This window comes from Brevibacterium ravenspurgense (assembly GCF_001584615.1).
In the GTDB taxonomy this organism is placed as follows: domain Bacteria; phylum Actinomycetota; class Actinomycetes; order Actinomycetales; family Brevibacteriaceae; genus Brevibacterium; species Brevibacterium ravenspurgense.
Genome location: NZ_LQQC01000005.1, coordinates 22,554 through 45,102, shown reverse-complemented (window position 1 = coordinate 45,102; position 22,549 = coordinate 22,554). Strand labels below are relative to the sequence as shown.

The window sequence follows — 22,549 nt, the reverse complement described above, 5'->3', positions numbered from 1 at the left end:
CGGCCCGTCAGTGCACGCCCTCAGGCATGCTTGGATGCTGTTCTTCATGAACTTTGACCGGGTCAAGTCACGTGAGACATAACTGTGTTGTGGCCCCCATTGAGGGCTGGTTCATGGAAAGCTGGAATGGACTTGTTCGAGCGGCATGGAGGCCATGGTGATGAAACGACGCAAGGTTCCAATGCGTCAAATCAACATCGGCGATCTCTCAAGAGGTCAAGCATCTCGCCTGATCAAAGAGGTTGCTGAGGAGGATGAACCTGCCTACGTACTGCGTTATGGCAAACCGATCGCTGTGCTGACCTCCAATAAGCGCTACGAACGGCTGATGGATGAAGGAATTGACCCAAGTGAGCACTGAGAAACAAACGAACCATGTGTCCCTGATCTGGAGTATCGCGGAGATCTTGCGCGGTGATTACAAGGAACACGAATACGGCGACGTGGTCTTGCCCTTCACCGTGCTCACCCGCCTCGATTCGGTCTTGGTTGACACCAAGCAGGCAGTCCTGAGCATCAAGGCCGCCTCGGTGCCGAAGCAGGTCAAGGAACTGCAGTACGCCAAGGCGACCGGTTACCCGTTTTGGAACACCTCGAACTTCACCCTCAAAACGCTTCTCAATGACGCGGACAACCTTGAGCAGAACCTGACCTACTACGTGCAGGCGTTTGCGCCTGCTGCGCGTGAAGTAATGGAGGCCTACAACTTCTACAACGTGATTGAACGCCTCGACAAGGCCAATCTGCTGTATCACGTTCTCAGCGAGTTCACCTCCGCGAAGGTCAACCTCCACCCTGACGTGGTCAGTAACGACCAGATGGGTTACATCTTTGAAGAGCTCATCCGCCGATTCTCTGAACTGTCAAATGAGACTGCTGGTGAACACTTCACCCCGCGTGAGGTCATTAGCCTGATGGTCAACCTCTTGTTTAACCCCGAGGAAGATATCAACCGGCTTTGTGCAGACGGTGCTATGGCGTCGCTGTATGACCCCGGGGTCGGCACCGGTGGAATGCTCTCGATCGCTGCGCAGCATGTTGAGGATCTGAATGACACTGCCCGCCTCGAGGTTTACGGGCAAGAGCTCAATCCGCAGACGTATGCGGTGGCGAAGTCGGACATCATGATCAAGGGCGAACGCCAAGAACGCATCTACTTAGGTAACTCGCTGACGAACGACAAGACGGCAGGGATGCGGTTTGACTACATGCTGTGCAACCCACCCTTCGGCGTGAACTGGAAAAAGTACGCCGACCCGATTCTTGACGAGGCTGAACGCAAGGGCCACCAGGGGCGCTTCGGAGCGGGAACGCCGCGTGTGTCGGATGGATCGTTCCTCTTCTTGCAACACATGATCTCGAAGATGAAGCCCTACAATCCCAAGGATCTCGTTAATGCCCCTGGCACGCGAATCGGGATCGTGTTCAACGGCTCACCCCTCTTCACAGGTGGAGCCGGCCAGGGTGAATCAGAGATCCGCCGTTGGATTCTTGAAAATGACTGGCTAGAAGCGATCATCGCCCTACCGGATCAGATGTTTTACAACACCGGCATTCTCACCTACATCTGGGTGCTGTCGAACAAGAAAGAGCACCGCCGTAAAAACAAAGTGCAACTGATCGACGCCACCGCGTATTTCCAGCGAATGCGTAAACCCTTGGGTGAAAAGCGCAAAGAACTTACCGAAGACAACATTGCTGGCATCACCCGCATCTACGGAGCGTTCCAGGAAACCGAAGAGTCGAAGATCTTCGACACCGAGGACTTTGCTTACCACGAAGTGGTCGTTGAGCGCCCGCTACGGTTGAGCTTCCAAGCCACCTCAGACGCGATCGAAGCTCTCCGCCAGTCCAAGCCATTCGCGGGTCTTGCCACGTCGAGGAAGCGAACCGAACCTGCACGTAGCGAAGAAGTTGAGGCGGGTAAGCGGGTGCAGGACGCGGTCATCGCCACCCTCGAGGCGTTCGACGCCGAGCACGTGTACCTCAACCGAGACGAGTTCACCGACCTCCTCCGAGAAGGTATCAAGGACCGTGACGAGAAGATCGGCATCGCAGCACTACGCAAGATCGTCGCCGAACTTGGCTCGGGGAATCCTGACGCGGACATCTGTGTGGATGCGAAAGGTAACCCCGAACCAGACACAGACCTACGCGATACTGAGCAGATCCCGTTCCGAGAGGATATCGAGGCCTACTTCCAGCGCGAAGTGATTCCCTATGCTCCCGACGCATGGATAGACCACGACAAAACCAAGATCGGTTACGAAATCCCCTTTACCCGTTACTTCTACAAGTACGAAGAGCTCGGAGACCCCGTCGAAACCCTCGCCGAGATCCAAGCCCTCTCCGCCAGCATCCAAGCGGACATCGCAAAACTGTTCAGCGAGCAGGTGAAGTGATGCAAGGCCAACTCGACGAATGGATCGGCGATCTGCCCGCAGAATGGGATGCGGTCAAAACCAAACAATTGTTCAGGATTTTGAAACGACAGGTTCCCCATAAAGGGCAGACTATTCTATCCATCACTCAGCAGGGAATCCGACCGAAGAATATATGTGTAAACGAAGGCCAGATGGCCGGGACCTATGACGGCTACCAAGAGGTATTCGTTGGCGACTTTGCCATGAACTCAATGGACCTTCTGACTGGTTGGGTAGATCAATCACAATACGACGGGCTTACCAGCCCTGATTATCGTGTCTTTGCCCCAATTGAACCTAGTTGCGTTCACAGTCCGTTCTATTCGTATGTATTCCAGAGCCTTTACACACGTCGCGTGTATTACAAGTATGGCCAGGGTGTCTCCAACATGGGACGTTGGAGGCTTCCTGCGCAAACGTTTCTGAACTTTCCGTTGCCGCACCCGGCAATTGAAGAACAGCGCATCATAGCCAAATTCATAGAATCGAAGACCTCTGAGATTGACGCTCTCATCGAGAAGTTATCGCGTGAGGTTGAACTCTTGGAGCGGTACCGCCGTGAGCTGATCGCTCGCACCGTGACTCGCGGCCTAGATCCGGATGCACCAATCAAGGACAGCGGAATTGAGTGGATTGGTGAGGTTCCCGAGCATTGGGCAGTAGAGCGGCTTCAATGGCACATGGAACAGGTAGACATGAGTAACACCCCAATTATTTCTACGCAAGTTCTTTCTCTGGTGAAAGACAGAGGGGTGGTGCCCTATGAGGAGCGTGGCGCAGCGGGAAATAAGGCAAAGGCAGAGCTTGAGTCATATAAAGTGGCGCCTCCAGGCACAATCGTAATGAACAGCATGAATGTCATCATTGGTTCTGTCGGGATTTCTAGGTATTTTGGCCTCGTCAGTCCTGTCTACTATGTTTTCAGGAACAAAGTGGGAACTTCCCTTGAATTTTTGAACTATGTATTTCAGACTCGGCGCTTTCAGAAGGAGCTTCGCAAGTATGCAAACGGAATTCTTGAAATTCGTCTCCGTGTTTCATCTAATGCCGTGCTTAAGCGAATGCTTGCCTTTCCACCATTTTCTGAGCAACAAGAAATTGTAGAATTTCTTCATGCAAGGACTAATGAGATTGACTCAACTATTTCGAATATAAACAGGCAGATCGAACTGCTGGGTAAGTATCGCAAGCAGGTTATTAATGATGCGGTGACGGGCAAGGCCCGTGTGGGAGGGGAAGCGTGATGGATACTTCTGAACGCAGGTTTGAAGACGAGATCGAGTACGCGCTGACTCATGTTGGCTCCTCGGAGCTTGACTTGTACGAGTCGCGAAGCCCTGACGGCTATGACCGGGTCTTGGGTTTATATCCGCAGGATTTGCTCGACTTCGTGCGGGACACGCAGCCGCAACAGTGGGAACGTTTAGAGAGCATCCACGGGGCAAAAGCTGGTGAGAAGTTCTGTAAGCGGGTGGCCCGTGAACTTGACCGGCGCGGAGTTGTCGAGGTTCTGCGTCGCGGTGTCGAGGATCTGGGAGCACGCTTCAAGGTGGTGTTCTTCGCTCCGGGCTCGGACTTGAACGAGCTGTTGGCGGAGAAGTATTGGGCGAACCGTATGACGATAATGCGCCAGCTGCACTACTCGACAAAAAACAACAACTCTGTCGACACCGTGTTGTTTGTGAACGGTATCCCGGTGGTGACCCTAGAGTTGAAAAACCAACTCACCGGACAGACCTACCGTGACGCGGTTGATCAGTACAAACGGTCCCGCCCGGCCAGTGAGGTGCTGTTTGGGTTGAACCGCCGTGCAGTGGTGCACTTTGCGGTCGATACTGACGAGGCCTGGATGACGACCAAGCTCGCAGGTATGGACACGGTGTTTCTTCCGTTTAACCGTGGCTTCGGTAATGGTGCTGGTAACCCGCCCGTGTCAGGTAAGTACAAGACGTCCTATCTGTGGGAAGAGGTGCTGGCGAAGGATTCACTGCTCGATATTCTGCATCGTTTCGTTCAGTTCATCCCACACGAGAACGACCGACGCAAAGACAAATTGATCTTCCCGCGCTACCACCAGCTTGACGCCGTGCGTGCACTCATCGCCGACGCGAAGAATCATGGTGCGGGGAAAAACTATTTGGTGCAGCACTCTGCTGGCTCAGGTAAGTCGAACACGATCGCCTGGCTGGCCCACCATCTGTCAAACCTGCATGATGATCAGCAGCGTGCAGTGTTTGATTCGATCATCGTGATCACCGATCGGCGCGTGCTGGACAAGCAGCTGCAGGACACGATTTACGCGATGGACCACACAGCCGGCGTGGTGGTGAGGGTCGATAAGAACGCCCACCAACTGACAGAGGCGCTGGCCGATGGTGCGAAGATCATCATTTCCACGTTGCAGAAGTTCCCGTTTGTTGACGTGAGCAATGTGGCGACGACTGGTAAGCGCTTCGCGGTCATCGTTGATGAGGCACACTCGTCACAGACAGGCGAGGCGTCGGAGAAGCTCAAGCAAGTGCTCGCAGACACCGCCACTGCTGGCAAGGAGTCTGAGGACGGCCTGCTTGAACGCTACGCGGCTGCCGAAGCCCTGGTCGAAGCGGAACAGCTAGAGATTGATGAGCAGATCGCCGAGGAGCTGCGCACGCAGGGGCGTCAGCAGAACCTTTCGTTCTTCGCGTTCACTGCGACGCCGAAACAGAAGACGCTAGAGATCTTCGGTACCCCGGTACCGGATGCCACCCCAGTTCCGTTCCACGTGTATTCAATGCGTCAGGCGATCGAAGAGGGCTTCATCCTTGACGTGCTTAAGAACTACACCACGTACCAGACCTACTATCAGGTCGGGAAAACTACGGCGGACGATCCTGAGTACTCCACCAAGCAAGCCAATAAGGCGCTCGGCAAATACCTGAGTCTGCATCCATACAATCTGCGGCAGAAGGCCGAGATCATCATTGAACACTTCCGCGCCAACGTCGCTCACAAGATTGGCGGCGACGCCAAAGCCATGTTGGTGACCGGTTCACGCCTGCATGCCGTGCGCTACTACTTCGCCTTCCGTGACTACATCGCACAGAAGGGTTATGCAGACCTTGGCGTGCTCGTGGCATTCTCAGGAGCGGTCGAAGACCAGGGCGCGGAATACACCGAGGAACAGCTCAACCAGATCCCCGAAGCGGAGTTGCCGGAGAAGTTCGCCACTGGCGAATACCAGCTGCTGCTCGTGGCCGAGAAGTACCAGACGGGCTTCGACCAGCCGCTACTGCACACCATGTATGTGGACAAGAAGCTCCACGGGGTCAAAGCGGTGCAAACCTTGTCGCGGATCAATCGAATGCATCCGGGCAAGACCGACACATTCGTGCTCGACTTCGTCAATACCGCTGAGGAGATCCAGAAGTCGTTCCAGGACTACTACATTTCCACCGGCATCACCGAGGAAACCGACCCGAACATCGTTTACGACCTCTACCACTCCCTCGCCTCATATCATTTGTGGACGGACCAGGAGATCGAGGGCTTTGCCAAGGTATTCTTCACCGAATCGAAGAAGCAAACGAACCTCGACTTCAGCCGACTCAACGCGTACCTCGACCCTGCCGCCGCACGGTTTGATGAACTCAAGGACGAGGACAAGCTTGAAGTGCGGGCCAAGATGAACAAGTTCAACCGCAACTACGACTTCCTGACGCACATCATCCGCTTCGACGACGAATCACTCCACCGCTTCGCCGCATACGCTAAGTTGCTGGTGCGCAAGCTCTATATTGAGGGCGACCCCGCCCCACATCTGGAAGACGAGGTCGCTCTACAGTACTACCGGCTCCAGCAAGTCTACGAAGGCTCAATAGACCTGTCCGATGAGCAAGGCCAGCTGTCGAACAACCCCGACATCGGCGGCGCGAGCGTGGACGAAAAGGACAGTCTGTCCAACATCATCTCCAAGCTCAACGACCGTTGGGGCACCGAGTTCACCCATGTGGATAAAGTCATCGAGCAGCTCACCGAAGACATGGTCGAAGATGCCGAAGTCAGGTCACGTGCCCACAACTCGCTCGACATGTTCTCCATCGTCTACGCCGAACGCATCCAAGACATCGTGCTCGACCGGATGAACCAAAACCAAGAATTCGCTATCAAGTACCTATCGGATCCACAGTTCAAGGCCGATGTCGATCGCGTGCTCTTGCCCCTGATCTATGAACGTCTCAAGCGCAAGGACTGATCGTCCGGCTCACCTGCAGGGGTGTTTGACGTGTTCCCGAGTCTGCTTTTGCAGATAGTGGAATTAGCGTGTTTAGTAAACATGCCGCACCTCCGATGGGGAAACACGTGGCGAGGTCAAGGTCCGCGTCCTGAAGAAAATCATCGACCTCGTAGAACGATACGGAACTATCGGCTGACAATTAACCCCCACGCAAAGCCGCACACACCCCCATACCGCACCTCCACCTCGTCATCCCACAGTTTGGACGCAGGGGGCATTCAGAATCAGCCCAGATTCCGGTAGTACGTTCTTCCAGGATCTTTTCGGTAGCGCACCACAACCCGCGCGTGGGTGCTGCCGCTGTCACCGTGGAAGGGAAGTTTTGACGTTCGTAGGCAGAGCCTGGCGCTACTGTGTTCGCAAGCCAGTAAAAACACTCATCATCTTTGCTGTTCTGGCCATCATGGCCACCGTGGTCATGGCCGCCAGTGCCGTCAGCCGCTCAGCTGACCACGTGTCAGGCGAAATCGAAGCAAAGACTGGCCGCGGGTTCGTCCTGGAGAACAACCCCCAGCACAACCTCGGAACACCACGAGGTGCCGGCACCGTCAAACCCGCTGACATCGACAAACTCGCGGGGCTGGAGGGTGTCGAATCGCACGTGGCCCGCCAGAACGTCACCGCTGACCTCGTGGGTGCGAAAGTGCAGAAACTCGACCACGACGACTACGACAAACAACGTGAAGAACAGTTCGGCAACGCCGTCAACGTGTGGGGTGTCAACAACAGCGAAATCGACAACAACTTCCGCAGCGGCACACTGAAACTCACCGAAGGCCGCCACCTGAAGTCCGATGACAAGAACAAAGCCGTCATCCACGAAGACCTCGCAAAAGCCAACAACCTCACCGTGGGCAGCAAACTCACGCTGAAGGGCAACAAGTACGACGTCGACAACGAACGCCAGTCCACAGAAGAGGTCACAACCGAAATCGTGGGCCTCGTATCCGGCGACAACCCCCGCCCGGCAGCCACGCGCAATGAGCTTTTCGCCAACACCGTGTTCACTGACCTAGAGACCACACGCGCGCTGTACAAGTTCACGCCAGATAACGAGATCTACCAGGACGCGAACTTCTTCATCAGCAAAGATGCCGACCTCGACCAGGTGACAGAAGCCGCGAAAGGCCAGGGCATCGACTGGCAGAATTACCAGATCTCGCCATCCGCCCAGTACCTTTCGGGCATCACCGGCGCTGTTGAGGGCATCAAGAGCATCATGCGCAACACCACCGTTGCCGCCACCATTTTCGCCGCCGCGGTCGTCGCCCTGGTCCTGTTCCTGTGGTTGCGCGAACGCAACAGAGAAACCGGCACGCTGCTGTCCATCGGTACCACCAAAACCAGCATCGCAGCCCAGTACTTCACCGAGATGATCCTGATCGCGGTACCGGCATTCGTCGCCGCCTACTTCGCCGCCGGCCGATTCGCCCAGTGGATGGGTGAGACCACCCTGGCCAGCGTCAACAAATCCGCCGCACAGGACATGGCCCAAGCTGGCCAGTTCGGTGCCGACATGGAATCTTCCGCATCCGCCCAAACACTGGACAACCTGACAGTGGGCCTGACGTCAGGCTCGGTCATTCAGGCTGCGATTATCTGTGTTGCCGTCATCGCCATTGTCGTTGCCATCACCACGGTGCCGATGATGCGCAAGAGCCCCCGCGCAATCCTGGTGGACGCCACATGACCAGCCCCTGGTCACGCGCAATCCGCTGCGTCACCCGCAAACCCGGCCGCACCCTGCTCATGACCCTCATCATGACCGTGGTCTTCACAGCACTCGTCGCCCAATCCGGTGTGCGCTCCACCATGGCTGAGGTCAAAAACGCCATCAACACCAACGTCGGTGCCGGATTCACGGCGAGTGGGTCGGCAGGTGAGACCGCTGACGAGGTGGAGTCCGGTTCGGCAGGTGACCCGGCACCTCGGGAGGGTGGTCAGGTGGCACCCGGTTCAGGTGAGACACCTGGGGCGGGCGGGAGCCCGGCTGTCCAGCCGGGCGGCACCTCGGGGGATTCCGTTGGAATCGATCGGCAGGTGGCTGAGCGTTTGGCAGGCCTGCCCCAGGTGGCGCGGCACAGTCTTGAAGCGGCCGTCTTGGCCCGGCCCGAAGGAGCGCAGCCGGTGTTGGGCGCCAGTGGAGTTCAGCTGGACCCGCAGTTCGCAGGCGATGTCAGTGTCACCGGCACCAGTGATTCCTCGCTCAACCCGGCATTCCAGGGCAAGCTGTACCGGCTTGTCGAAGGGGAGCACGTGGGTGCGGATGGTGGCGCGGACAGTGGTTCGCAGGCTGGCACTGATGGTGGCTCGCGGGTTGGCGCTGGGAAGGCCGGCGCGGGGAAGGCGATCATTCACCGCGAGTTCGCCGATCACAACAAGCTTGGGGTGGGTGACAAGCTCGCGCTTACTCGCGATGGTGAGAAGATCACGGTCACGATTGCCGGCATTCTCGACGGCAAAACCGACAACCCCACGGGACTGCCGTCCGGGGCATCTGAGAACCACGTTTTTGTGGATCTAGCATCCGCGCAGAGGCTCGGCGCGCCCCTGACCACGGGCCGCTATTTCACGCAGAACGCGCAGCAGCTGCCGGAAGCGCTCGAAGCTGCCAAAGGCATCGCACCGGAGCTGACACTGGAGGACAACTCGGCACAGTTCGCCCCTGTTCTCCAGGCGATTTCCGGGGTGGACCGACTGCTGGGAATCCTGCTGCTGGGCCTGTGTGTGGCCGGCGCGTGCGTGCTCACACTGGTGAGCACATTTTGGGCGCGCGGACGGATTCACGAAATTGGCATCCTTTTGTCCCTGGGCAAAAGCAAAGGCAATGTGCTGTCGCAGTTCGCGATTGAAGCGGGCATTTTCGCCGGTGTCGCGGCGGTGATTGCTGCGGTAGTCGGAACGGTTCTTTCCTCCCGGTTGGGACAGGCGGTCTTCGCCCAGGTGGGTGGGGAGGCGCTGTCGTCGCTTCAGCCGAGCACGGGTGCCGGTGATGTTGTCCTGGCGTTGGTGCTGGGAGCCGTCATTGTGCTCATCGGGGTGTCCGTGGGAGTTCTGCCGCTTGTTATGCAGCGCCCCAAACGAATTCTTGCAAAACTCAGTTAGGAAACATCATGGCCATCATGCAGCTTGATCACGTCAACTTCAGCTATCCCAACTCTGCCAAGCGGGTGCTCAGCAACGTCACCTATGACTTCGAAAAGGGCACGTTCTACGCGATCGTCGGTTCGTCGGGTGCGGGCAAGACCACCATGTTGAACCTGCTGGCTGGACTCGATGCACCCAGTCAGGGCACCGTCCGGTTTGGCGGCGATGACATTGCCGAAACCGGGTACACCCGTCACCGCAAAGACCAGATTGCGCTGGTGTTCCAGAACTACAACCTCATCGACTACCTGACGCCTCTGGAGAACCTGCGCCTGGTCAACCCCAAGGCCAGCGTTGACGACCTCACCCGGCTGGGCATTGATGCTGCTGCTGCGAAGCGGAACGTGCTTGCCCTGTCTGGTGGTCAGCAGCAGAGGGTGGCCATTGGCCGAGCCCTGGTTTCCTCTGCACCGGTCGTCTTGGCTGATGAGCCCACCGGCAACCTCGATGAGGAAACCGCCGAAGGGGTTATCGAAATTCTGCGGGATGCAGCCCATGAGCAGGGCAAATGCGTCATCGTCGTCACCCACTCGAAGCAGCTTGCACGATCCGCCGACGTCACGCTGCGCCTAGAACAGCGCAAAGTGATCGAACGCAAAAAGGCCTAGACGGAGGAGGTGGGGTTACGGCTGCCGTTTCTTATTGCCGGGACTGCCCGGGGCTGGCCGGTTCGGTTTGCTGATGCGCGTATCGAACCGGGTGCTTGCCCATTTTCGCTGGGTTGAGTTGAGTAAATCGAAAAGGTCATTGGACACGAAACCGCGTTTGCCTTTGCCGATGTTGCGCCGGTCAAGCACGCCGGCCTCCACAAGATGCTCAAGAGCATTCTGCGCCGAAGTGGAGCTTGTCCCGGTCAGCCGAGCAGCCACATCGACAGTCAAAGCCGGAAGCTTCGGCAGGATGTCGAGGATCTTCCACACCGATGCATCGCTGCGCGGAATCCGCGTTCCGGTCCGCTCCGCATAGGTGGTGATGAGGGCGTGGCTATCGCGATCGAACTCATCAAGCTCATCTTTAAGTGCAGACGCCAGATCGACAGCCTCATCCGCCGCGGAAATGAAATGCCGAAGCCAGGCATTGATGCCGTCGCTGACGCTCAGTTCACGGACCGGTTCAGCGCTCGTGACAAATTCGGCGCCACGTGGGATGCCGCGGAAAGCCATGAGTTCCGCGACGTATTCGTCTGACCGGGTCAGCAGCACCTGACTGATGGGCAGAACCGACCCCTCCGTCAGACCACCGCGAACAAACACCGTGTGAATGAGTGCTCGCCCAATGCGCCCATTGCCATCAGCAAACGGGTGCAGCGTTTCGAACTGCGCATGCACAAGGCCCGCCTGAATCAGGCACCCTGTCGCAGCTCCGTTCATGAACTCAACAAGATCCTCAACCGCGGGAGCCAGCGCCTGTTCAGTCGGAGGAATGAACTCCGCCTGGCCGGGGTGAATCTCACTTCCTCCCACCCAGTTCTGCCTGTCACGAATGCCCGGCGCGCTCAGGCTGGGCAACAGTTCTTTCTGCAGCTGTTCGATGTCGGCCCATGTGATGCGCTCAGCCGTACCCAAACGTTCAACAGCGCTCGTCAGGGCGGCAATATTGTCGGCAACCTCAGCCGCTGTCGACGCGTGCCCGGCAGCTGCCGTGCCGTTCGCAGTGTGCTCAAGCCGTTTGAGCTCTTCGAACACAATGTTGCGCGCATTGGACCGCAACCCCTCAATATAGGAACTGGAGACTGCTTCGCTGCGAAGCAGATACCGCGAGACCGCTTCGAGCTTGCCCGCGGCCTTATGAAACTTCAGGTTGCGGATACGCCGCTCTACACGACCGGCTTCAGCTGCCACGGCAGGATCGATGCGCCACTCAGGTTCAGTGAGCGAAAACGGCTGATACGCCCAATAGGTTCCCTGCCAGCGTTCACGCGGACGCCGCGCACTGTCAGGAGAAGTCCACTCCCGAGCCGTCCACGACATAAGCACTAACCTTTCCTTCAGCGCTGTTTTGTCCAAGGATAATGCTTATCCTCGGGCAAATCGCTAATTTAACCAAGGATAAGCATTATCCTTGGGCGGTTTTCGTTTCTGGCTAAGGATACGGGCGAGCCTTGAGGTAAGCCCACCTCACCAGCCCACCCCAGCTCACATCCCAACCGGCCGCCCGGCGCTCACCCGGGCATCCGCCTCGGCGACCGGCAGCCCACCTCGGCAACCGGCACCTCGGCGACCTGCGCTCGCTCCAGTTTGAACAGGGAACGTCTTAGCTACGATGAGGGGCGTTGCCGTCCGGCAAGCCGTAGTCAAGGAGCACCATGATTCGTCGTAAGGCCCTGCGCGCCACCGCGGCCGTCGTCTTTGCCAGTTCACTCGTCCTCACCGGGTGTGGAGGGTCCGGCGGCTCTGGTGATTCGGCCAACCCGGACAAAAGCGAGCCTAAGCTCGAATGGGGCTCCTGGCAGAAGCTCGATGCGGCGGCAACTGTCTTCGCTTCGAGTAATAACTTCGCGGTGCTCTATGACGGTGTCGCGCAGAAAATGCGCGCCTTCGACGGTGACGGCAAAGAGCTGTGGTCCAAATCAGCGGCCATCCCACCCACCGATGCCGGAATCACCGGCCCCGAGTCCTACATCAAGGGCGACACCCTCATCTACCAAGACCCGCAAACCGGGAAAATCCACGGTCTCAACACGGCAGATGGCGAAGAACAGTGGACCTTCGACCCCGGTTCGCTGGGCAAGTGCTCTGCCAAGGCGTACTGGCTTCTTGACGACAAACCTGTCACCGATTCCGACACGATCGTCCTTGCGCTCCAAGGACTTGGCCAGGATGCACAGCAGATTGCCGCCTGCTCAGGTGAGTCACCGGCAGTCGTGGGCTTGCAGCTGCCAGATGGCACCTCGGGCGCTCAAGAGATCAAGCCCCACTGGCAGTCGCCCGCGCTGCCCAAGGGCAGCCAGGTCAGCATGCCGACCGTCGACCCCAGCGGCGAATACCTGACGCATGCGGGCTCGGCCCCTGACAAGCGGGTCCTGCAGCGGACCTCCCTGAAAGACGGCAAAGCCCAAGCAGCCGTTGTGACCAGGCTCGATGGCGGGGATATCAACCCCGATGCCATTGGCAACATCTACCAGCTGTCCGCCGTTGACGCTGATAACTACGCGCTGGAGCGGGAAACCCCCGACCTGTCGACAACATCTGACATCTACACCGTCAAGGAATGGTCGGACGTCGATGCTGCAAAGGACCCCGCCGTCACAATCAACACCGATGCCGATGGTGCCGACTGCATTGCCGGCGGCATGCACGAACTCGGCGGCAAGAAGTACTGCTACACCGCAACGGAAGAAGGTGCGGTCTTTGCAGAAGTCGGCGACAACCTCACCGGCGGCAAACTCGAAGGTGTGCAGCGCAAACCCGTGAGTGATGAGTTTTCGCAGGGTTTGGCCGGCGCCGGACTGCCATTCGACGCTCCCGCCGGCATCACCAAAGATGGGCAGCTGTACGGGCTCGTGCCCAGCCCCGACAACACACTCGATGCGGTCTCCATGACCGATGGTGAGGTCCTCTGGTCAGCCCCCGCCGAGGCGGAAGCAAGTTCCGCTGCCCGTGACGCCGGGTATGTGGCCGGTGCGGACGCCGTGGTGTTCGCCCAAGACGATTCAGCTGTAGCCGTCGATGCCAACACCGGTGAAGAACTGTGGCGCGAAGGCGTTGGCGCGGGTGAAGGTGAAGCCGGGAAGCTGCACCTGGGATGGCTGACGATGACGGATTCTGCTGTCGCTATGAAGATCGACGGTGGCGACAAGCCTAACGGCCAGACCAAGTTCCGCGTGCTGAGGTCTAAAGAAGGGTGAGCCGCTCAGCGGTTGGTCGGCTGACGCGGCCGAGGGGCCGGGGTGGTTTGGCCCCTTGGAGTCAGGCCGCTGAAGGCTAGTTCCCTGAACTGAAACGCCGGTGGGGTATGCAGAAGTGCATACCCCACCGGCGTTTTGAGGTTGTGGTGCTTGAGTGCGTTAACCGCTCAGCGGCGGTTCTGAAGTTCCGCGCGGATGTCCTTGAGGATTCGGGACCTGTGTTGCTGGCTCCGTCAACAGGCCTTGTTGTCCTGTTTACTTATCTGTCACTTTGAGTGTTTAATTTACCGAAAGCAACAAGGTCTACCCGCGTAGAATAGGAGCGCCAGATGGCCGAAAACCTCGCTGCTGATGCAGAGCTGAAGTCCAAAGAAGGGCGATCGAATTTCATAACCGCTGTCGTTTCTTCCTGGTTGGGAACGACGATGGAGTACGTTGACTTTGCGCTTTACGGCCTGGCAACTGCTTTGGTGTTCAATACCCTGTTCTTCCCCTCGGAGTCGCCGGCGGTATCCCTGCTCGCGGGCTTCTCCACCTACGCGGTTGGTTTCTTCGCGCGGCCGTTGGGGGCGATTTTCTTCGGCCGCCTGGGTGACAAGAAGGGGCGGAAAGTCGTCCTGGTCGTGACCGTTGCGCTCATGGGTGGGGCCACTACTGCTATTGGCTTGCTGCCGACGTATGAGCAGATTGGTCTTGGCGCACCGCTTCTTCTCTTGTTGATGCGCGTCCTTCAAGGCTTTGGTGCTGGCGCTGAGCTGTCGGGCGCGGCGATCGTGCTGACTGAGTATGCCCCCGCGAAGAAGCGCGGGCTTGTTGCGTCGATCGTTGCCATTGGCTCGAACAGCGGTACGCTCCTCGCTTCAGGCGCTTGGCTCCTTGTAGTCCAGATGCCAGATGAGGCGCTTTACTCCTGGGGTTGGCGAATTCCATTCCTGGCCTCGATTCTCGTTGCTCTCGGTGCACTTCTGATTCGCCGCACTATGAAAGAAACTCCGGTTTTCGCTCAGCACAAGGAAGAGCTCGAACAGCGTACGCAGAAGGTTCAGTCGGTTGCCGAGGAAGGCAGCTTTTGGCAGCGGAACCGCGCTTTCTTCGTCATGCTCGGTCTTCGCATCGGTGAAAATGGGCCGTCATACATGGCGCAGGGATTCCTTGTCGGCTATGTCGCCAACATTCTTCTGATCGACAAATCTGTTTCAACGACGGCGGTGCTCATTGCATCATTCCTCGGATTTGCTGTCATTCCACTGGCCGGCCACCTGTCCGATAAGTTCGGCCGTCGCATCGTGTACCGCTGGTTCTGCTTCGCACTCGTTTTGATGGCAGTCCCCGTCTTTTGGATCCTTGAACTTCGCGATCCCGTGGTGACCGTTATCGTCATTGTTGTTGCTATGTGCGTAGCCTCGTTGGGAATCTTTGGTGTGCAGGCTGCCTATGGCGTGGAACTGTTCGGCGCAAAGAACCGCTTTACCAAGATGGCGGTCGCGAAGGAACTGGGATCAATTCTGTCCGGTGGTACCGCCCCGGCAGTCGCCTCTGCTCTCTTGGCCATGGCTGGAGCTTGGTGGCCGCTCGCCATCTACTGGATGGTGATGGCTGGAATCGGTCTGGCTACGACTTTCGCGGCACCGGAAACGCGCGGACGCGACCTCAACGATATTCGAGACGCAATCTAAGTCCGTTAGCTATTGTTGGTGCCCATGCTGGGAAGCTGGGATTGCGAGGCCGAGTATGCATGACCGTGGGGGAAGAGTCACCCGCAAAGACGTGGCCCGTGTTGCGGGAACTTCCGTCGCTGTCGTCAGCTATGTTGTCAACAACGGCCCGCGCCCAGTTTCCAAAGCGCTGCGAGAACGCGTCATCGAAGCCATTAAGGAAACCGGCTATCGCCCCAATGGGGTGGCCAAAGCTTTGGCTTCGGGTACGACGGGCACGATCGGACTGATTGTTCCCAGCATCAAGAATCCGTACTTGTCTGAGCTGGCGCATGCGGTTGGCAACGCGGCGCGGCAGCGGGGCTTGAATATTCTGCTGGGCGATTCTGCCGATGACCGCCAGCAGGAAGTCAAGCTTTTGGAGAGCTTCGTTCTGAACCGGGTAGAGGGTCTTCTTTTCTACGGTGTCGATGGGTGCCCTCCGGAACTGGAGAAGTTAAGAGACACAACCCGTGTGTTGGTTTTCGATTCCTGGGATGCCCCATCCTTCGCACACTGCATGCGGTTGGATGAGGGTGCGGCGACTTTCAAAGCGGTTGATCACCTTGCTGAACACGGTCGGCAAAGAATAGCGATGGTCACAGGACCGCTTGATCAACGCAATTCCCGAGTTCGCATGCAGGGGTGGGCTGAAGCACTCCGGGCCCGGGGGTTCGAGGAAGACTCAGGCTTGCTGCAGAGCGCGCCTTACACCCGTTCAGGTGGATATCAGGCGGGAGAAAAGCTGATTGAGTCCGCCGTTGATTTCGACGGGCTGTTTGCAGCAAACGAATCCCAGGCTGTTGGATTCCTTGCGGCGTGCTCTGAGGCTGGCGTTTCTGTGCCGAAAGATGTAGCAGTCGCAGCCTTAAACGGAACATCGATGGGTTCGTTCACGATCCCGTCTTTAACGACATTTGAGCAGTTCGTTGCGGACAACGCGGAAAACGCGGTTGAATGTCTGCTCCAAGCGGATGAGCCGCAGCTTTTGGCAGCCCAAGGGGATCTGATTCGGCGGTCTTCTTGCGGTTGCGAGAGCAGCTATGTGTAGCGGACTTGATGGAACGGGAGAACAGTTCTTTGCGTTTGGTGATTGATACCGATCCCGGAAATGGGATTCCTGGTGCGAATACCGATGACGGAATCGCCATCGCTCTGGCTGCGTGTTCGCAGTTGGTTGATCTAGTAGGGGTTTCAGTTGTCAGCGGTAATACTGCTCGTGAAGAAGGCGCAGCGGCTGCATCGTGGTTGCTGAAAGAACTCGAGGTGGATGTTCCGGTCGTGTGCGGGGAGCCCTATGTGAACCAGCGGCGAGTGCGCGAATGGGTGGAGGAAGCGCAGCGCAAGCGGACTGGAGAGCTCGCTCAGAGACTTTGGGGGCCTGCGCCGTTCGCCGTGAGTTCGGCGGATGCTTTCAACGAAGGGGCCGTCGACTGGCTAGCGCAGGCGGTTTTGGCTGACCCCGGAGAAGTTACGATTGCAGCGATCGGGCCGCTGTCCAATATTGCTTCGATGTTGCGAAAGTATCCTGAAACAGCTGACGCTGTCCGACGGATTGTCGTAATGGGCGGGGCTTTTGACGCAGATCGGTTCCCGGTTGATACCAACTTTTTCTTGGATCCGGAAGCGGCGGGCGCCGTGATTGCCAGTGGCGCGCCGATGACGCTCGTCCCGATGGATGTTACGACGACAACCATGCTTACGCACGAAGACCTTGATGGTTTCGAGCGTTTAGACAGCTCCCTCACGCGGGCTCTAGTTCCCACACTGCGCCCGTGGGTCAGCTTCTCATCTGAAACCCGGAACATCCCGGGGATGTGGGTTCATGATGCACTGACAGTTGCAATGCTGATTGATCCGACGCTCGTCACTTCGGAGCCTGCAGAGGTCGGGATTGTCGTCAGCGACGACCAAGAAAGCGGTAGAACTGTGCGTCTTGATGGCCAAACGCCACAGCCCCTCAGGGAATACGCGAGTATTCACCAAGGGGCTGTGGAGCTCGTGACGTCAGTAGATAACAGTCGGCTTTTAGCTCTGCTGCGGGATAGTTTTCAGCGGCGGCTCTGAAGCTCCGCGCGGATGTCCTTGAGGATTCGGCACAGACGCTGCAGCAGCTGAGCCACAACGCCGAGGCCGCCGACGACGACTGCTGAGCCCCACAGGGGAGCGGCCTGCAGGGGTTCGCTGGCTTCGCTGCTGATGACAAGTGCGACGACAATCATGAGTGCCGCAAGGATGTACAGGACGAACGCGAACAGCGGCCGCCTGTTGTCGGGGTCGTAGGCGACCAGACGCGGTGCGGCGTCGATGTTGCCGTTGATGTGGGCGGCGTCAGGGGCGCCGTGCGACGAGTGCGAAGCCGATTCAGACAAAGCGGACCAATCTTTCTTTCTGCCGAGGTGGCTGCCGGGACGAAAGTCGGGGCGCCCGTCGGGGAGTGCAGTGCCCAACTTGCAGGTGAGCGCTGTGTAGTTCGAGTGGGCTCATTGTACTCGAGCCCCGTCATGCCGGGCTTCGTTGGGCCTTGGCCGCCTCCACCTCGTCCCTTCACTGCCGTGCTCTCACGCGGTAATGCAGATTTGCGGTTTAATGCGGCGCATTACCGCGTGAGTCTGCATTAAAGCGTGAGTCTGGGTGACTGTGGCTGGTTTAGCTGCTAGCCGCCCCCAGCTTTGCCCCGGCTATCCAAACCGGTCCGCCCAACCTCCGCCTCGTCCCTTCCCGTCGTGTTCTCACGCGGTGATGCAGTTTCACGCTTTAATGCAACGCATTAGCGCGTGATTCTGTATTAAAGCGTGACTGTGGCTTGGCCGGGGTGTGGTTGCGGCAGGCCCAGCCCGACCTCCGCCTCGTCCCTTCACTGCCGTGCTCTCACGCGGTAATGCAGATTTGCGGTTTAATGCAGCGCATTAGCGCGTGAGTCTGCATTAAAGCGTGACTCTGGGCTGGCCTTTGTGTCCCAACGCACGTGATGTAATGTGACTGCGGCCACTTTCACTAGGTGAAATGCTGTTTTCAGCAGAACCTCGTGCACACACAGACATACAGAGAGGCTCAACGATGAGCGACAAGCTCAGCCCCGCCGGCAGCCCAGCAGGCAACCCAGCCAATACCCCAGCAGGCACCTCGGCGGCCGACCAAACCGGCACCTCGTCAGCTGCGAAAACTCCGGAAAACCCAGCCAAAGTTGCCTTTGCCAGCTTCCTCGGCACGGCGATCGAATGGTACGACTACTTCCTCTTCGGCACCGCGGCGGTGCTGGTGCTCAACGATCAGTTCTTCCCCAGCCTCAGCCCGGTGGCCAGCCAGATGAGTGCCCTTGCGACCTTCGCGGTGGCCTTTATCGCCCGGCCCGTGGGTGGTCTGGTGTTCGGGCACTTCGGTGACAGGATCGGTCGCAAGCAGATGCTCGTGTTGTCGCTGCTCATGATGGGTGGCGCGACGGTCGCGATCGGCCTGTTGCCCGGCTACACCACGATCGGTGTTGCCGCGCCCATCCTCCTGGTGATCCTGCGTCTGATCCAGGGCTTCGGTGTTGGCGGCGAATGGGGTGGTGCTGTCCTCATGGCCGTCGAACATGCGCCCAGGCACAAGCGGGCCTTCTACGGTTCGTGGCCGCAGGCCGGTGTGCCCGCCGGTTCGCTGTTGAGCTCCGGTGCGTTCTTCCTGGTGCAGATGATGCCCGAAGAGCAGTTCCTCAGCTGGGGTTGGCGCATCCCGTTCCTCGTGTCCGCCCTGCTGGTGCTGGTCGGCTTCATTATCCGCCTGAAGCTCGAAGACTCCCCGGACATGCAGAAGATGCACGAGGACGAATCGCACGCCGTCGTCCCCGCCCTCGAAATGTTTCGCGACCACAAGCACTCGCTGCTCGTCGGCATTTTCACGCTGGTCGGTTCAAACACCCTGTTCTACCTGGTCACCGTGTACCTGCTGGCCCTGACGCCGGCTGAAACCGACATGAGTCGCGGCACCGTGCTGCTGGCCATTGCGTTCGGTTCGCTGCTCGACATCATCGCCATTCCGCTGGTCGCCATCTTCGCTGATCAGCACGGCAAGAAGAAGATGATGATCGTCGGTTCGATCGTCACCGCGGCCGTTTCGGTGCCGATCTTCGCACTCATGATGAGCGGCCAAACCTGGGCCGCCTACGCCGCGATGGTGCTGGCGTTCCCCATTGGGCACTCGTTCGTGTATGCGACATCCTCAGGCTTCATCGCCGAGCTGTTCGAACCCCGCGTCCGCTACACCGGCGCATCGATCAGCTACCAGCTGTGCGGGCTGATCTCGTCGGCCCCGGCACCGCTGATCTCAACCAGCCTGTACGCCGCCACCGGCAGTTGGATTCCCGTCGCCCTTTACATGGCCGCAGCGCAGTTGATCGCTGCTGTCTTTATTGCCACAGCCAAACCAAAAGACGAGGTGAAGGCGTAGCGGGCCTGGGCCGGGTGGCCGGCCTTCGCCTCGTCCGTTTGCTGGTCCGTTTTCACGGTTTGAAGCGAACTGTTCTCACGCGGTAATGCAGACTCACGCTTTAATGCAGCGCATTTGCGCGTGAGGTTGCATTAAAGCGTGAGTCTGGGATGGCTGGGGCTAGCCGCAGGTTGCCGCCTCGGCTGTTCGGTGGACAGTAGGCTCCACGGGCCCAGCCGACCTCCGCCTCGTCCGTTTTCTGGCGCGTTTTCACGCGGTAATGCAGATTCACGCTTTAATGCGGCGCATTTGCGCGTAAGGCTGCATTAAAGCGTGAGTCTGGGTTGGTTGGGGGCCGCCGAGGTGCCGGTTACCAAGTTCCCGACCCCTGCCCAGGTGCCGGTTGCCGAGGTGCCGGTTGCGGCACCTCGGCCCCGTTCCCCTTACAGTTTTTCGGCTGCGTCGACGAGGACGGAGCGGATGATCTGCTCCATTTCCGCGAAGTCCTCCGGCCCGCAGGTCAGCGGGGGAGCCAGCTGGATGACGGGTTCGCCGCGGTCGTCAGCTCGGCAGTAGAGACCGCGTTCGTACAGCGCCGGTGACACGAAGCCGTTGAGGACGCGCTCGCACTCTTCTTCTGTGAACGTTTCCTTGGTGGCCTTGTCCTTGACCAGTTCGATGCCGAAGAAGTAGCCCTCACCTCGGACGTCGCCGACAATCGGCAGGTCCGTGAGCTTTTCCAGCGTGTTGCGGAAAGCCAGCGAGTTCGTTGCCACGCGGTCGTTCAGGCCGTCCTTTTCCATGACGTCGAGGTTGGCCAGCGCAACGGCACAGGAAACGGGGTGACCGCCGAAGGTGTAGCCGTGGTAGAAGGTCTCCCCACCCTTGCCGAAGGGTTCGAACAGGCGGTCCGAGGCGATCATCGCACCCAGTGGGGCGTAGCCGGAGGTGATGCCCTTGGCGGTGGTGATGATGTCCGGCACGTAGTCGAAGTCGTTGCAGGCGAACATTGAGCCGATGCGGCCGAATGCACAGATCGTTTCGTCTGACACCAGCAGAACGTCGTGTTCGTCGCAGATTTCGCGCACGCGCTCGAAGTAGCCCGGTGGTGGCGGGAAGCAACCGCCGGAGTTCTGCACCGGTTCGAGGAACACCGCGGCGACGGAGTCTGCGCCTTCGAATTCGATGACCTCTTCAATGCGGTCGGCAGCCCAACGGCCGAATGCCTTTTCGTCGCCTGAGAAGCGGTCGTCCGCGCGGTAGAAGTTGGTGTTCGGCACCTTGTGCGCACCGGGCACGAGCGGTGCGAACTGGTTGCGCAGGTCCGGCAGCGAGGTGACGCTCAGGGCACCGTGCGGGGTGCCGTGGTAAGCGGTCGCACGCGAAATGATCTTGTGCTTACCCGGCTTGCCGGTCAGGCGGAAGTAGTTCTTGGCGAGCTTCAGTGCGGACTCGACAGAATCACCACCACCCGAGGTGAAGAACACCCTGTTGAGATCACCCGGTGCGTAGGCGGCCAGGCGAGTGGCCAGTTCGATAGCCGGTTCGTGCGCGTAGGACCACAGGGGGAAGAAGCCGAGTTTCTTGGTCTGGTCGTAGGCAGCCTGGGCGAGTTCTTCACGCCCATAGCCAACCTGGACGGTGAACAGGCCGGCAAGGCCGTCAATGAGCTTGTGTCCCTTGTCGTCCCACACGTGGTGGCCTTCGCCGTGGGTGATGACGGGAGTGCGGCCGCCGGTGAACAGGTGGTCGTGGCTGGCCATGTGCATCCACAGGTGATCGCGCAGGCCTGCTTGAAGATCGATGTTCGACATTGGAATCCTTGCTTTCTTGCCTCGGCTTGGCGGGTTCGCTGACGAGGTGTCTGCTTCGGGTTTTGTGGGTGTTGTTTGGGTGGGGCGAGGTGCCGTTTGGCCCCGGTCGGTTCCTGGTGTTAGCTGGTTCTAGGCGCTAGCGGGTGCCCCAGTTGTACTTCTGGTCCCAGAGTTTGAGGTACATCATCGTGTCGGTTGATTCGACGGTTTCGAATGAGCGCAGCTGTTGGAGGGTTTCCATCAGTTCGTCGTCATCGGCGCACACGACTTCGATGAGGATGTCGTAGACGCCGGCGGTGACGACGGTGTAGTTGACCTGGGGGAGTTTGCTGAGTGCTTCGGCTGTGCCGGTGATGTCGCTGTTGACTCGCACGCCGATCATGGCCTGGCGGTTGAAGCCAAGCTGCATGGGTGAGGTCACGGCGACGATTTGCATGACTCCCGCAGCGGTGAGCTTCGCTGCGCGCTGTCGTACTGCCGCTTCGGAAAGCCCAACTTCGCGGCCGATCTCGGCGTAGCTGCGTCGACCGTCCTGCTGCAAGGCCTCGATGATTGCCTTCGACTTGCTGTCGAGCTCGGCATCCGAAACTGCGTCTTCAGCAGACATAATCGCCCTTTCCGTCGTAAATCGTTGTTTCAGCATATCAGACGACGGAATTAGTTGTCTAGGTCTGTTTAGCTTCGGATTCCGTTGTGCAGTGTGCTGCTGGTGGTGGGTGAGCTTTATGCGGCCACCACGGCCTGCAGGCCCACCCGACCTCCACCTCGTCTCTTCACGGGCCCACCCAACCTCCACCTCGTCCCTTCACGGGCCGTTCTCACGCGGAAATGCAGACTCACGCTTTAATGCAGCGCATTACAGCGCAAATCTGCATTAAAGCGTGAATCTGCACTGCCCGGAGGCCGCCGAGGTGCCGGGTCGGGCCGTGTGAGCGAGCTTG

General features: G+C 58.7%; 16 protein-coding genes. 12 read left to right on the top strand and 4 right to left on the bottom strand.

Annotation, left to right across the window (positions count from 1 at the left end; all coding sequences use genetic code 11):
• Positions 1–157: 157 nt before the first annotated feature.
• From Bravens_RS02225 to Bravens_RS02195, 7 genes are all read left to right on the top strand, one after another.
• Complete coding sequence (locus Bravens_RS02225) at positions 158–361, top strand: type II toxin-antitoxin system Phd/YefM family antitoxin (protein WP_209435908.1); 204 nt, start codon at positions 158–160, stop codon at positions 359–361.
• Complete coding sequence (locus tag Bravens_RS02220) at positions 351–2,402, top strand: type I restriction-modification system subunit M (RefSeq protein ID WP_062019922.1); 2,052 nt, start codon at positions 351–353, stop codon at positions 2,400–2,402. The genes Bravens_RS02225 and Bravens_RS02220 overlap by 11 nt, the downstream gene beginning before the upstream one ends.
• Positions 2,402–3,667: a restriction endonuclease subunit S gene (locus Bravens_RS02215; RefSeq protein WP_062019921.1), complete on the top strand. Its 1,266-nt coding sequence runs from the start codon at positions 2,402–2,404 to the stop codon at positions 3,665–3,667. Before Bravens_RS02220 ends, Bravens_RS02215 begins: the two co-directional genes overlap by 1 nt.
• Positions 3,667–6,654: a type I restriction endonuclease subunit R gene (locus tag Bravens_RS02210; protein WP_209435907.1), complete on the top strand. Its 2,988-nt coding sequence runs from the start codon at positions 3,667–3,669 to the stop codon at positions 6,652–6,654. Before Bravens_RS02215 ends, Bravens_RS02210 begins: the two co-directional genes overlap by 1 nt.
• A gap of 364 nt (positions 6,655–7,018) precedes the next feature.
• Positions 7,019–8,386: an ABC transporter permease gene (locus tag Bravens_RS02205; protein ID WP_062019918.1), complete on the top strand. Its 1,368-nt coding sequence runs from the start codon at positions 7,019–7,021 to the stop codon at positions 8,384–8,386.
• Entirely contained in the window at positions 8,383–9,801 is a 1,419-nt protein-coding gene (locus Bravens_RS02200) for an FtsX-like permease family protein (protein WP_062019916.1), read from the top strand. Before Bravens_RS02205 ends, Bravens_RS02200 begins: the two co-directional genes overlap by 4 nt.
• Before the next feature lie 8 nt (positions 9,802–9,809).
• The gene (locus Bravens_RS02195; protein ID WP_062019914.1) at positions 9,810–10,451 is read left to right on the top strand and encodes an ABC transporter ATP-binding protein; all 642 of its coding nucleotides are present in this window, start codon (positions 9,810–9,812) and stop codon (positions 10,449–10,451) included.
• A 15-nt stretch (positions 10,452–10,466) separates the two neighbouring features.
• Here the strand turns inward: Bravens_RS02195 and Bravens_RS02190 are convergent, their stop codons facing one another.
• A complete protein-coding gene (locus Bravens_RS02190; protein WP_062019912.1) occupies positions 10,467–11,813 on the bottom strand; it encodes a Fic family protein in 1,347 nt (448 codons plus the stop codon).
• A gap of 335 nt (positions 11,814–12,148) precedes the next feature.
• Here Bravens_RS02190 and Bravens_RS02185 point away from each other — a divergent pair, with 335 nt between their 5' ends.
• The 4 genes from Bravens_RS02185 to Bravens_RS02170 all read left to right on the top strand — a co-directional run bounded on the left by Bravens_RS02185 (position 12,149) and on the right by Bravens_RS02170 (position 17,451).
• Complete coding sequence (locus tag Bravens_RS02185) at positions 12,149–13,690, top strand: outer membrane protein assembly factor BamB family protein (RefSeq protein ID WP_062019910.1); 1,542 nt, start codon at positions 12,149–12,151, stop codon at positions 13,688–13,690.
• Between the two features lie 329 nt (positions 13,691–14,019).
• Positions 14,020–15,366 (top strand): MFS transporter, encoded by a 1,347-nt coding sequence (locus tag Bravens_RS02180; protein ID WP_062019908.1) that lies wholly within the window; start codon positions 14,020–14,022, stop codon positions 15,364–15,366.
• A 91-nt stretch (positions 15,367–15,457) separates the two neighbouring features.
• The gene (locus Bravens_RS02175; RefSeq protein ID WP_167346382.1) at positions 15,458–16,435 is read left to right on the top strand and encodes a LacI family DNA-binding transcriptional regulator; all 978 of its coding nucleotides are present in this window, start codon (positions 15,458–15,460) and stop codon (positions 16,433–16,435) included.
• Positions 16,436–16,443: 8 nt separating this feature from the next.
• Complete coding sequence (locus tag Bravens_RS02170) at positions 16,444–17,451, top strand: nucleoside hydrolase (protein WP_062019904.1); 1,008 nt, start codon at positions 16,444–16,446, stop codon at positions 17,449–17,451.
• Here Bravens_RS02170 and Bravens_RS02165 read toward each other — a convergent pair.
• Complete coding sequence (locus Bravens_RS02165) at positions 17,436–17,756, bottom strand: hypothetical protein (RefSeq protein WP_062019903.1); 321 nt, start codon at positions 17,754–17,756, stop codon at positions 17,436–17,438. The two genes, Bravens_RS02170 and Bravens_RS02165, sit on opposite strands and share 16 nt — an antisense overlap.
• 688 nt (positions 17,757–18,444) lie before the next feature.
• Between Bravens_RS02165 and Bravens_RS02160 the strand changes: the two genes are divergently transcribed.
• On the top strand, positions 18,445–19,815 hold the full coding sequence (locus Bravens_RS02160; protein ID WP_082790976.1) for an MFS transporter: 1,371 nt from the start codon (positions 18,445–18,447) through the stop codon (positions 19,813–19,815).
• A 422-nt stretch (positions 19,816–20,237) separates the two neighbouring features.
• Here Bravens_RS02160 and Bravens_RS02155 read toward each other — a convergent pair whose 3' ends face one another.
• The gene (locus Bravens_RS02155) at positions 20,238–21,608 is read right to left on the bottom strand and encodes an aspartate aminotransferase family protein (protein ID WP_062019901.1); all 1,371 of its coding nucleotides are present in this window, start codon (positions 21,606–21,608) and stop codon (positions 20,238–20,240) included.
• 136 nt (positions 21,609–21,744) lie between these two features.
• Positions 21,745–22,215 (bottom strand): Lrp/AsnC family transcriptional regulator, encoded by a 471-nt coding sequence (locus Bravens_RS02150; RefSeq protein ID WP_062019899.1) that lies wholly within the window; start codon positions 22,213–22,215, stop codon positions 21,745–21,747.
• Positions 22,216–22,549: the final 334 nt, after the last annotated feature.